Source organism: Pseudomonas sp. SM4 (assembly GCF_051913165.1).
Lineage (GTDB): Bacteria > Pseudomonadota > Gammaproteobacteria > Pseudomonadales > Pseudomonadaceae > Aquipseudomonas.
On the sequence record NZ_JBODOE010000003.1, the window covers coordinates 176,233 to 188,938 of the forward strand.

The following is a 12,706-nucleotide window of genomic DNA, read 5'->3' on the forward strand; positions in this document are numbered from 1 at the left end:
TGTAATCCTTATCTACTGCTGCAAGCAGTGAGAAGCCATCGCGATGTCGTCATATCGCATTTTATTCGTAGGAAAAAAGGTGCGCGTCAATCCGGATAATCCGCCAGATCCGGCGCCAGCATTCGCGTCTTCGCCGCCCCGTTCGAATTGTGCTGGATGATTTCCCGCGGCTGCCCCTTCTCATTGAAAAATACCTGACCGATCCCCGCCGAATTCCACAGCCGTTCACCCGCTTCTGCGTGTTCCGGGGTGTACGGCACGATGCGCATCAGCCTGCGTTTGGTAAACCAGTTCAGCGGCGAACGCGGGGAGTAGAGCCAGCGGTTGAGGCGGTCGAACCATTCCAGCAGGGTTTTCGGGAATTCATTCTTGATGCCGCTGCTGGTGATCTGCCAGATGCGCGGACCGGCCTTGCGGTGGCGGATCAGCACTTCATAGACGAAGGAATAATGCACATCGCCGGACAGCACCACGTAATTACCCGGTGTACGCGAGTGTCGGAAAATGTTCAGGATCACCTGTGCCGCGCCGCGATGGGCCATCCAGTTTTCCGCATCGACCAGCAATGGATAACCGCACCAACTGAAGACTTTCTGCACCGTCTCGATCAGTTTCACACCGAAGATCGGCGCCGGTGAAACGATGATTGCCGAGGGATGATCGAGCAGTTCCTGTTGCAGTTCGCTCAAGGCCTCCCAGTCGAGCAGACCGGACGGTTGCTTGAGCGCCATTTCGCTGCGCCAGCGGCGGGTGCGGGTGTCGATGACCACCAGCGCCGGACGGGTGGGCAGTACGAAATGCCAATGTTGAAAGCGCAGCAGGTCGTCGATCAGTTCGTCCTGCACCGGGCTGTCGAGGTATTGATCATCACCGCTGGCGCTCAAGCCAAGGGTTTTCTCCAGCAGATCCTTGAAGGCATCCGGGTTATTGCCCCAGCCCTGACACAACATATAAGCGATCAAGGCGTTGCCGATGATGCGCTTGGAGAACGGATGGCCGTAGGCCGTTTCCTCCCATTGCGCGGAAAGATTCCAGTCGTCGGTGATGTCGTGATCGTCGAAAATCATCAGGCTCGGCAGATGCGCCAATGCCCGGGCAACGTTGCCCAGGCCTGCCTTGAAACCGTCGATCCGCGTCTGTTCCAGGGCGTAGCGCTCGAGCCGTTCGGGCGTCAGCGTCGGCGCCGTTGGCTCGATCAGCGTCCATGCGGTCGGCGCCCATACCAGCAAGTACATCGCCATGACTTCGGCGAACGTCACCAGGTGATTGTCGGCGCTGCTGCTGGTGAAAATCGGCTTACGCGCGCCGCCGAAAAATCGCTCGCGCAATGTCTCGTTGCTCTCCAGCGCCGGTAACAAATCCGCACGGTGGTAATAGCTGGCCGGGTGGTCGTAAAGCTTGGCGCTGTCACTGACCACGGCGCCTTCGAGGTGTTCGTCGAACAGGCCCAAACGCTCGATCAAGGCATGAATCGCCCGCAGCATCGGGCCAGCGACGTCATCGGCATACACCTGATCGCCACTCATCATCAGCAGGGCGGGGCGCTCGTGCGGTTCGGTTTCGGCGGCCAACAGTTGATCGACGCAGAGCAAACCGTCCGCCGCCGGGTGATGCGGTTTGCGGCAGGAGCCGTGCAGCAATTGATCAATGCGCGAACGCAGGACGAAGTTCGGGCACTTCGCATCGCCATACAGCAGATGTGGCGCCCATTCGGCGATGCCCATCGCGCCGTCAATCAGCAGGTCATAGTCGATACATGTGTCGAAGGGCAGGGCGCGCTCAAGGGGGACGTCGATGAGATGGACAAACGCATGACGGCCTACAGGAACCACCGTGCATTTCTCGCCATCGAGAGGAATGTCTCCTACACCGTGCAGACGCAAGACCAGTGACAGCGGGCGCGTGCCGACCAGCCACATGACCAGTCGAGTCGGCTCCAGGCGGCGCAGCAGTGGGCCGGCCAAAACCGGTGGCAGCAAGGAAGGGTCAGCTAAAAGTCGGGACATCGGTGGGCAAGGCTCAAGGCGCACAGCCGGCGATGATAGCGCAGCCGGCGCCTGCAACCCTTAAGCGAGGCTTAAGATTCAGCCTTCTTCAGCTTCAGATCGAGCAATCGCCATTCGGTATTTTCTGCAGTGCTGCCCGCCACGGGCTGAACGGTGCAGGTGTAGCGATAGCTCACATCGTCGCCGAGCATATTGCGGGCGCTGACGTTATTGCTGATGGTGTAGATCTGATCCTTGAAGCGCTGGTTTTTGTTGGTGATTTGCGGGGCAACGACCGTCGTGGCCGGGAAACGCATTGCACCGTGCAGGAAGGGCGCGCACATCACCGCCGCCATCATGGACTTATCAGCCTCCGGGTCCTTGCCGAGCATTTTGCGCAGGGCGACGAAGTCCTGGCCAAGCGCATCCGTAATCGGCTTCTCGAACACCGTGCTGGTCAGACGACTGCTGTAGTTCGGCAGCAACGCGGATTCGGGTGGCGAAGGCTCATTCTGGGGTTTGCCGGCAACAAAGGCCGGAAAGTTGTCCAGCGCAGGTGCAGGTGCAGGTGCAGGGATTGGTGCGGGTGCGGGTGGCGCGACAGCAACAGGGGCCGGCGCAGGAACAGGCTCAGGCTTCGGCGCAACAGGCGCGACCTCTTGAGTCACCGTCTCTTGTACCTGTTTTTTTGCAGTTTTAAGCTCCGGCGTGAACAGCGCCAGCGAGATGGAGAACACCACGACACCGACAATAAAGCCCGCCCCCGCGCCGAGAACGTTGCCGAAAAACAGATTCCAGTTGCCGCGGTTCTTCACCACCCAGCGCCACATCAAACCCCATGTCGCCAGAAATGCGAGTAGACACAGAAACGCCATTCGATCCTTTCCTTAACCTGCAAAAATCCTGAGGCAGCGCGTATTGATCAGTCGCGCTGAAGATGGACGGCAAGATAACAAAATAGTAGCGTCGCGCCACTCTCTTCATCGGTGCCAAACGGTGGGCAATAGTGATGAAGGACAGGATTTTTCTTCAACCAGAGGATGGACAGATGATCGACTTCAACAACAAGGGTTTCTTCAAACTCAAGCAGAACGACGAATACGCCGAGCGCGTCAGCGCCCTGTTGCTGGAAGGGGAAGAGGTGATCGACTCTTATAAGGCCATGCGCGATGGCGTGGTGTTTACCAACAAACGCATCATCGCCGTCAACGTCCAGGGCATCACGGGCAGCAAGAAGGATTTCACTTCGCTGCCGTACAAGAACATCGTCGCCTACTCCGTGGAAACGTCGGGGACGTTTGACCTGGACTCGGAGCTGGAGATTTACTTTTCATCGCTGGGCAAGGTGAAGTTTGAATTCACCGGGAAGACGTCGATGGTGGAGATTTCCAAGTACATCTCCAAACATCTGTTGTAAGAGCGCGACGCGCTCAATCAAAGAATGTCCTTCAGATAAACCTTGAGCGCAAGGAGCGGCTGATCGAGCTGCTCCAGCGACTGCGCATGGTTGAAGTCCGCCGACAGCTTGTGCAACTCGCGCCCGAGCGGTTTCTCGACACCGCCCAATGAATCCAGCGCCAGGCCGAGGCACTCATTCATCTTGAATTGAATAGTCTCGACATCGCCACGTTTCACCAATAACTCGAAAATATCTCGCTGGTAGTCACCCATGACCATGTCATCGCGCAGGATCGGGCTCAGGCCCTCTTCCTCATACGCGAGTTTCAGGGAGAAGAGGGCGACTGTTTCCAGTGACGTTTCCATGGTGTTGATCCTTGGGGTTTTCGTCGGTCGAGAAGCTGAAGGTCAAAAGATCGCAGCCTGCGGCAGCTCCTACAGGGGCAAGGGCTTTATTGCAGGCGAAAAAAAAGGCCTTGCTAAGCAAGACCTTTCTTAATTTTGGTGCCCCGAGGGAGATGTCGGGTTCCACAAAATACACGGCCTGCAGCAAGATTATAAGGTCAGGGATACAAGCAGGGATACAAGGTTCGGTTGGCTAGGCTCGTCACGTTGCGGAAGGTGCTAACAACTGTTCGATTTCAATCCTATCCAATTTACCAATGCCTTTTCCCTCTACTACCTTTTTCACGAGAGCGTCAGCGATCACGCATATCGGCTTCGCATTCAATTCTACCAGCCGGAGTGAAGTAGCAAGAAGAGAGCGTAGCAAGTCCGCAGAGGTGCTTTCCTTGCCCGTTTCAGCGTTCGTCGTAACGGGAGAGGAATTATGTATTAAATTAACAAGCTCTCTCGCAACCGCGAAATCTTGGCCAGCCCCAGTGGCTCCCTCTTCGAGAATCTTGTACGCGTTTGCGGCATTTACCTTGAAAGTGGAGCGGTCAATCGCCTCGCCCATTGCACCCGATAGGGTAATTACGGCTCTTTTGTTCATGAAATCACGCAGCTCAGTCAGTGATTCGCAACGTATGTTGTAGTCACCGTGAGCTTTACCATGATGTGCCTGGGGGTATAACTGGTAGTGAAGGCTAATCTGATGAGCGTCGAACCCACACGCCCTCGCTGTTACACAGTGAGCAGCCTCATGCTGTGCGATTGCACCAACGTTGAGGAGCATTTGTTGCATCTCGAACGTCTCCATGCACGATATCTCCTAGCTTTATTTGAGCCGATATTTTGGCCATCTCGCGATTGCCGGGTCGATGTCATTTTACGCATGGAAACACCCGGGGGGCCCTGAGACATTCGTCTTCACACGGGGTCGGAAACCCGCGGGATCTTTTTAGTGGAAGGTGCTCCAGCTTACTGAAATTTTAACGTTGAAATTGAAAGGATCTTAAAGAAAAAGGGACATCTTTACCGTACAGGTAATGATGACCTCAGATCGGCCATTCCGTGGTGCAGATGCACAGGTGAACTGTCAGTTCACTAAGATGGGAGTTCTCCCGCTAACAAAGTCCGGCGGGTTTCCGACCCCGTATGTTTTCTACACTCACAGGGGCCCCAGCAGGCAAGGAGCGCACGACCAACGTCTATATCGACGCCTATACTCGCCGGATGGCCATTGCTCACCGGGGAGTGGTGTTATAGGAGGTTACAGGTGTTACGAAAGTTACAGATTTTTTAAGTGGTTGATTTATATAGGATTTATGTTGATGGCATTCCTTGTCGTAGCCTTGGGGTACGAGGTTAAATCTACGAGCGGTGTAACAGAAGCATGGAGCCTCAAGGCTGGATAATATGTCCCAGAATGGTTCCAGCAGATACAGCGATGATGTCTTAAGCTGCAATCGCAGGAAGAGCGTGGCATTCTAGTGGCCATTAACCCACAAAGCGCAGGGATGGTCATGTAGACCTGGACAAAGCGCGAGCACGAAATGGAAGGCTGGATATAGTGACTGACCCCCTAAAGAATGTGCCCCTCACCCTTAGATTTGCGCATAATGTGATTGAGCATTTAGGCCTAAAGCTATATCAGAATAAGCCTACGAATGTTTTAGCCGAGCTTGTGTCCAATTCTTGGGATGCAATGGCCAAAAATGTTTATGTTGATTTGTTAACCAATGATATTGGTATACCTGACGCGATCAGTGTGTTTGATGATGGCGTAGGAATGAGCAAAGCGTTATTGGTTAGCAATTATTTGGTAGTGGGAAGACCCAAGCCTAGACCAGAAGATGTTAAGAAAGTCGAATCGCGTTATCCCATGGGCCGCAAAGGAATTGGAAAGCTTGCACCGTTCGGCGTCGCACGTATTGTCCATGTGGTTACGGTCCACGAAGGGTCAGTGATGTGGCTAAGATTCGATTACAACCTGATGTTGCAGTCGGAAAATGAAGACGTTTCGGCGACAGCAATATACGCACCGAGAATTGTTGCAGATCAGGTGCCGTTGGCGGAATTGAAAAATAACGAATTTCCAGAGATGGAAAAGACGCTTGCCAGATTTAGTAAGGCTATTGAGGTTACTAAGTCTGGAACTTTAATTTTCGCAACAGAGCTAACTTCAAAGCGCTCTATTCCGGTAACTCAATTGCGTGAGTCTTTAGGAAGACGCTTTACTGTCACCCTCACTAGACCTGATTTTAAAGTTCATATCAATGGGGACGTTCTCGGTGAAGGCGACGCTTTCCCCGAGTGGGAGTTGCGTATACCTTCGGAAGGTATGTTAGAGCAGTCTCTGAGTACTCCCCAAGGCGAGAAAAAGATAAAATACTGGGTTGGGTTCGTAAAGTCGGCAACATGGTCACAAGAAGAGGCAGGGGTGGGGGTCTATGCTCACGGGAAAATTGGCCAAGACAGACCTTTCTTTTTCGGTGTCAAAGGTCGTGAGATTTTTTCTCGATATATGTACGCCGTTGTCGAGGCCGATTGGATAGATGAATTGCAGCAAGACACTATTTCGACAGATCGCACTAGCGTTAATTGGGAGGATCCTGACTTAGAGTCTTTACATGAGTGGGGGGCAAAATCAGTTTTGTCTTGGATTAAAGAATACGAGAAAAAACGCAGAGAGATTTCCGATAAGGAAGATCAAGAGTTAATAAATCGCGTTATTGAAAAGTCGCCTAATATTAAATTGCGTGCATCAGAAAAAACTCATCTCGCATCATTGATAAGTGACGTTTCTCCGCGTCTCGGTAAGGATCAGGAAGCAAAAATCCGATTGATTGAGGCCGCAGCCAAAGCGTGGGTCCACGAGCCCGCCCGTAAGCTCATTAAAGAGCTTTGGAAGGAAGTGACTACGTTCGAGCCGGACGGATTTGTGGGCTCAATTAATAGGCTAAACGATGAGCTTGTCCCAGAAAGCCTTTCGCTGGCCGTAGCATTCTCTTTGCGGGTGTTTGCGTTAACGCAACTTCACGGGCATATTCTCAAGGGGCAAGAAACCCAGCTTCAGCAGTTAATCGAAAGTTTTCCTTGGATTCTAAACACAAAATACGAAAAATACGTCTATCGTAAAGCGTTAGCAACCATTGTTAAAGATGAAGCGCACCTTATTGATAAACGAAATCCTTTTCCGGCAATGCCGGCAGATAGAACGCTGCCCGACTTTGTTTTTTTTGGAACTCCGGAAGATAGGGATATACTGATTGTGGAGCTGAAAGGGCCAGGCGATGTAGCGGAAAATGAAGAATATCAACAGCTTCACTCATACGTTTTATATTTGTCTTCACGGTTTCAAACCGCTACTGTAACTGGGCTTCTAGTAGCGGGTTCACATGCTCCTTATATATCGAGGCTTGAATCCGAAGTGATTAAGTTTGAAACTTGGGATAATGTTTTGCTTCGGTCGCGCCGTGGGCATATGGATTTGCTTAGTGCCCTCTTGGTCGGTACGGACCCATATGGTGATGATTCCCGAGTACAGCAGGTTTGTGAATTGGGTGGGCAAGCTGTGCAAGATTTCCTGACTCAAATGAGTGAAAGAGAGCCGCTGTTGCGCGACTTGGTAACCAAGCTTAAGCCTGTACCGGGTTCACCTAAGTGATTCGAAGGTGAGCAGCTGCGCGAATAGTATATTCGCGCAGCTAAATTGTCGGAATGATCAAAGATTACATTCAGATGTTTCGAAAGTTGAGGGTGTGTTTTTTTCTTTACTCAGTTTCTGAAAAGTGTTTAGGTCGAAAAAGGTTCTAGGGTCAGTACGCCCGTCTTTGCGAGCAGCTACGGCTAATTTATCCCAGCCTTTTTTAACGCGCTCGTCACTTTGTGGCATAGGTGCGATTTCCCATTTTCTCAAGAAAATGCTCCGCAGCACTTGTCCGTGCATTTTCGTAAATGCCGGTGGAACTGCCTCACCAATCATTTCTCGAACGTTTGAATGTCCGTACTTACTCAGTGTGTTTCCCCATTTAAAATCAGAGGGAAAAGTTTGTAAAAGGGCGCATTCGATAGGACTGAGTAGGCGATTCTGCGTTGGATGAATTGTATAGTCGCTACCAATATGGCCGCTTGCGGTGGTCACTGTAGCTGCTGGTCGTTCGGCATGCATTCGACGGTAGCTGCTCTTGAACCCCTTTACAAAGCGATACGTCCCTTCGTCCTGGACGATAGGTCTCAATAGAGGCGATCTGCAAATTGGGCACACAATTGATTCAGCGTTAACATTGACGGGGCCGCAATCGATACATCTTTCATTTTCCCAAGCACTTTTACCTGATGCTTTAGGTATCGCAGCTACCATTGCATATATTCGCTCGTTCCAAACAGGAACGGAATGAAAGCCCGCGTACTCCACAGCAGTTGCTGAAGTTGATGTGGCTGCATCTAGCTCTGGTAAGCCAAAGCTATCGAGAGCCTCCATAATTGTAACGGGCCGACTATTGCCGACATCTAGGGTGTGTGTAGCTCTAGGAAAAGGAGCACGTCCAATTTTTAACATGTCCTTTAAGCCAGGTAAGTCTTTGCGAACTAGTGTGAGAAACGCTCGATTACGAGATTGAGGAATACCAAAGTCACATAAGTCAGTAATAATGGGAAAGGCGACATAGTTGTCAGCAAGCGTACTTATTAGATAATTCGCAGCAGAGACAGGCTCTTTATCCTCGGGGTGGTGCACCTTGCGTGAAAAGAAGGCCGGTACGTTTTCTACAACCAAAATTCCCGGCTGTAGCTCTAGGGCGACTTTCGCGACAATGGTGACAAGGAGGTTACGCTCGTCTTTTGAACCTGCTTCGGGATCGTCATGGCTTCCCTTTCCGGAGCGTGCTGAACTCATTCCTTGGCACGGAGGACAGGCGCAGAGAAGAGCTGGACGAGCTTTTCCAGCTCTAGATCTATATTTTTTTATGACGGTTGGCCAAGTAACTCTTAAGTCCCCAGCTACTCCTTCCGCTCCGTCATGATTTAATAGGCAAACCTCTAGTCTTCGCGGATCTAGTTCGGCCATTACTTCAAATTCAAACCCTGCTTTCCGATAGCCGACATCGCCAGCTCCGCAGTTAGAGAATAAGCTTACTGCTCGCAGCTTTTTCATATCGTGTTGCCTTGTCTTTTTTCTTTGCCTAGCTCGTAGACATCCAAAAATTGTTCATGGACTTTTTTTGCGCGACTAAGAAAATCTCGCCATGTTACGCGTTTCATTCTTCCACTGTTTTCAAAACTTTGATAGGTATGCTTGTTTGCGCTTTTTTTTAAGTTTTCGCCATCCGCTACCAAGTCTATTCGCCACTCACGATAAAACTCAGATACTGTGATTTTGTTTTCTTCAAAGAATTGTTTGAACGCATCGTGATAGTTTATAAGTCGTTCAAAGTCGCTATCATCCAGTGTATGTGACGCTTTTTTTATTTCGACAATGTGTAAAAGTCCGTCGATAGTAACAAGCGTAAAGTCTGGGCGTTTGTCTTCGTAGCCGATAGCTAAACATATTACAGTTCCATGCTGTTTCTTCCAAAATGCTTCAAATGCATGTTTGAAGTTTTTCAAACTTTGATTTTTTGTGATGACGGTCCAAGATGGCTCGATAAGCCAGGGAGCTTTGGCAATAAGAGCCTGGAATTGGTTCTCATCCATGGATTCATCGATGATGCGTTCTAAGTCTTTTATTACTCGTACACGTTGAGCTGCTATCTGCGCGTATGACGCAAGCTCAGCAATTTGAGCCTTATTAAATATGTCTAGCATTTGATCCAACGAGGCTTCACCTTTGATCGCCTGATTGGTGAATTCGTGAAAAGCTTCCATTAAGGCTTGATGCGGCGCAACGGAGAGAATAATTTGAGACAGGTCCTCGACATAAGTTTCATCGTTGAGTTCATCTTCAGCTGCAAATCCACCGAATTTTTTTGCAAGCTCAATCGCTACACGCGCGACTTCTCTATCTCCGAAACGCTCTTTGGCTTTACTTTCAATGCCGGATTTCTTGAGGAATTCATCTCTAATCCGAATTCGGCGGGGCTCTCGAGAAGTGCGGGCTATTTCCTTGATAAGCTCAGCACCCCACTTACGAAGTAGCTGGCCATAATCGGAGTCCCACAGTATATCTTGACGGTCGGTTCGAACCAGATCTTCTCCTTGGTCAAGATCGAGCCACTCTGCCTCCACTTGCCCGACAAGATATGAGCGCATTGCAAATTCGCCAGTGAAGCCCGCCGGTTGATTGAAATCACGAGTGACCCCCGCAATTTTTCCCCGTGCGTAAATTCTCACGCCCATCATCTCTTCGTTTTTATACGCTTCTTTGGCCATTCCCAGCCAACCTGTAACTGCGAGCATAGTACCGTCATCGGCGATAACTGGCCTACTAGATACATCGACACGGGTACCTGGGAGAAGCGGAATATCTAATGGGTCCACCGTAACGGGTTCATCTTCTGGCTTGTTTTTATCAACGATTACAATTCTGAAGTCTGGCTTGGCAAAGGTAAATCTCACAGATAGCTGTCGCAGGAAGGTTTTTTGATCTGGGACACGCTTAGCTAAAAAAGATGTCATCCGAATCCGCGTGCCGGATTTAGGACTCCATTTTAGATCCTCGTCGCCAATTTCCAACGGTACAGCATCATCCTCGTCTGTGACAATTTTGTCGAAATCCATGTGGAAATGGGTTATGGCATAGCCTTTGGGTGTCTTTTCCCCACCCGCAGACCACACTTCAATTTTCCTACAAATTCCGAAAGGTGCTAATTTTCCTATACCCTTACGCCCCATTACAGGGCGTTTCTTCTGTCTTGATTTCCCTCCATCTTGGCCGAGCCTGGCTCTCCGGTCGGCGCCAACCCTTAGAAAAAAATCGTTCGCTTCTTCTGGTGACATCCCGTGGCCGTCATCCTCCACATCTATCACATGTCCTAGATCAGCCAGCACGCCGCCGGATTGCGATGCTAGCTGAATGTTTAGGGGGAGGCGTACGGTGACCGTTTCGGCGTCTGCGTCATATCCGTTAGCGATGAGCTCAGCCACCACTGCACTTGCCTTGTCGTAGAGTTTTACACCCAATTTGTCGACCGTTAGCCTAGATATCCTTAGGCGATAAGGTGATTCTTGAGCGAGGGTGGATTGAGCGGGGACGAGGAATGTTGACTGGTCAGAGATCGGCATAGGCAATTCCTTCTGGTGGCGGCTATATCCCGGGCCGCGTCCTTAGACAGGAATCAGCTTAATCTAATAATTATTGCATGGTAGGAAGAAAATTCTCAAAAAATGCCGACAGAGAGCCTGGATCTTCGGTTCGTGCATTCTTCTCTGGCGAAGAGCGGGCTGACGCTTGCCTCACCATTGATATGGGGGCCAGCCACACTACATAAATACAGCGGCATCAGGATGCAGTTGCGCAGATTTGGCTTTAGGTGATTTTGCATCGTTGCGGACTATATCGCTAACTGTATGAATTGGGGTTTTTATGTGTTTTTAAATGGGGGATAAGAAGGCTGTACTAAATCCTCTTATATTGTTTGCTTGGTCAGACAAATCTGAGAAAAATTTGAATGGTTTTTGATTCTTGTTAGTGTATGTATTGATACGTATAGTGGGTCGTGGTGGTTTGAATGGTCGTATCCCGTACATGTCCAGCGCCAACAACTGTTTTTTAGACGGCCTTCTATACGGCTATTTCTGCCTTAATTGATAAGATCGGTAGTCATCGTCTGGGCTCTTGTTATTTGTTCGGTTTTATATCTAAGATGTCGAGCAAACCATTTTAAATGGCTTGTTCGCGATTTAATAACGTCATTCGTATTTGCGCCAGCATTAATTTCAAATTGAGTATTCATGATCTAAAGGCTCGACAGGGGTTTCAAGCAGCCTGCGTGTGCAGGCTGTTTAAAGTGGCTGAGTTGGTTAAAGCGCTAGGATGTCTTGCACGCTGTACTGGCCGGATCGATCCGCCAGCTCGCGCCAATTCCAACTGTGGAAATCTTCACCTTCTTTTGGAAGCACCAGCTTCATCAGGCTGAGTAGGTGATGTGGAATAATCGAAGACTTTAAAAGATTTTAATAAAGCGGAAGTGGATCTATACCCGACGTCTATTTCTTGCTGCCACCTATTCTAAATATTGGAGGTGCTAGTCTAATTAATTTCTCGCTATGATCGTCCGCTTCATGCCGATAGCAGCCTCTTAATGTTCGTTCGCTTATAGCTAAGCGCTGATGTCGGTGGCGGGAAGAAACTGATCCTTCTGGCTAAGTGTGGGAACTCTTCCTAGGTGGGACTTAGCTTTCGCCTTCTGGTAAGGTCAAGTCACACATGATCATGACAAGGAGTCAACGTGGCGAAGCCTGCAGCGCGTAAAAGTGATTCATATGACTGTCCTCTGCCGGGACATGGCACCAACCCCATTGCATCAGGGTCACCTGACGTTTTCTTTGACGGCCTTCCAGCTGCGCGGCAAGGCGACACATGTACCTGCGGCAGTGCACTCTCTACAGCGCTATCGCCGACGGTTTTCATTAACGGCAAGAATGCAGCAACCATTGATACAGGAGGTTTGCACGGTGGAATTGTAATAGGTGGTTCAGGCACTGTAATTATCGGTGGCACTCACACTCCCTGCGAATTCGTTCCACCGGCGCTGTTGACTGGTTATGCGCGCTGGATTGGTTTCAAAATTCCCGCTGACGAAAGCTACGAGGGCTTATCCTGTACCGCGCATTTCGACGATGGTTCATCACTTCCGGGTGTGTTCGACGGACAAAACGCTGTGAAATTTTCGAACCCGTCCGGTAGGACTTGCGTGATGATTAAATTCGAAGATGACGCCTCCAGTAATGCATCTTCGCTAACTGAGAGTTTTTTGAACCGTATTTTAGGATAAGGAACA

The 12,706-nt window shown here is 50.1% G+C and carries 9 protein-coding genes; 3 read left to right on the plus strand and 6 right to left on the minus strand.

The features are described 5' to 3' along the window. Nucleotides 1-86 precede the first annotated feature (86 nt). Together ACQ4MY_RS06500 and ACQ4MY_RS06505 are read right to left on the minus strand one after the other, a co-directional pair. Complete coding sequence (locus ACQ4MY_RS06500) at nt 87-2,006, minus strand: alkaline phosphatase D family protein (RefSeq protein WP_440094432.1); 1,920 nt, start codon at nt 2,004-2,006, stop codon at nt 87-89. A 71-nt stretch (nt 2,007-2,077) separates the two neighbouring features. After that, the gene (locus ACQ4MY_RS06505) at nt 2,078-2,860 is read right to left on the minus strand and encodes a hypothetical protein (RefSeq protein ID WP_440094434.1); all 783 of its coding nucleotides are present in this window, start codon (nt 2,858-2,860) and stop codon (nt 2,078-2,080) included. 173 nt (nt 2,861-3,033) lie between these two features. Between ACQ4MY_RS06505 and ACQ4MY_RS06510 the strand changes: the two genes are divergently transcribed. Further along, complete coding sequence (locus ACQ4MY_RS06510) at nt 3,034-3,402, plus strand: PH domain-containing protein (RefSeq protein ID WP_008084761.1); 369 nt, start codon at nt 3,034-3,036, stop codon at nt 3,400-3,402. Nucleotides 3,403-3,419: 17 nt separating this feature from the next. Here the strand turns inward: ACQ4MY_RS06510 and ACQ4MY_RS06515 are convergent, their stop codons facing one another. Beyond that, nucleotides 3,420-3,749 (minus strand): hypothetical protein, encoded by a 330-nt coding sequence (locus ACQ4MY_RS06515; protein WP_440094436.1) that lies wholly within the window; start codon nt 3,747-3,749, stop codon nt 3,420-3,422. A gap of 241 nt (nt 3,750-3,990) precedes the next feature. Next, a complete protein-coding gene (locus ACQ4MY_RS06520) occupies nt 3,991-4,584 on the minus strand; it encodes a hypothetical protein (RefSeq protein ID WP_440094438.1) in 594 nt (197 codons plus the stop codon). A gap of 753 nt (nt 4,585-5,337) precedes the next feature. On the opposite strand from ACQ4MY_RS06520, the gene ACQ4MY_RS06525 reads away from it, so the two are divergent. After that, on the plus strand, nt 5,338-7,434 hold the full coding sequence (locus tag ACQ4MY_RS06525; protein ID WP_440094440.1) for an ATP-binding protein: 2,097 nt from the start codon (nt 5,338-5,340) through the stop codon (nt 7,432-7,434). A 57-nt stretch (nt 7,435-7,491) separates the two neighbouring features. On the opposite strand, the gene ACQ4MY_RS06530 is transcribed toward ACQ4MY_RS06525, so the two are convergent. After that, complete coding sequence (locus tag ACQ4MY_RS06530; RefSeq protein ID WP_440094442.1) at nt 7,492-8,922, minus strand: DNA cytosine methyltransferase; 1,431 nt, start codon at nt 8,920-8,922, stop codon at nt 7,492-7,494. Further along, nucleotides 8,919-10,988, minus strand: a complete 2,070-nt coding sequence (locus tag ACQ4MY_RS06535) for an ATP-binding protein (protein ID WP_440094444.1) — start codon at nt 10,986-10,988, stop codon at nt 8,919-8,921. Before ACQ4MY_RS06535 ends, ACQ4MY_RS06530 begins: the two co-directional genes overlap by 4 nt. Before the next feature lie 1,166 nt (nt 10,989-12,154). On the opposite strand from ACQ4MY_RS06535, the gene ACQ4MY_RS06540 reads away from it, so the two are divergent. Beyond that, nucleotides 12,155-12,700, plus strand: coding sequence for a PAAR domain-containing protein (locus ACQ4MY_RS06540; protein ID WP_440094446.1), 546 nt, complete (start codon nt 12,155-12,157; stop codon nt 12,698-12,700). The last annotated feature ends 6 nt before the right edge of the window (nt 12,701-12,706 follow it).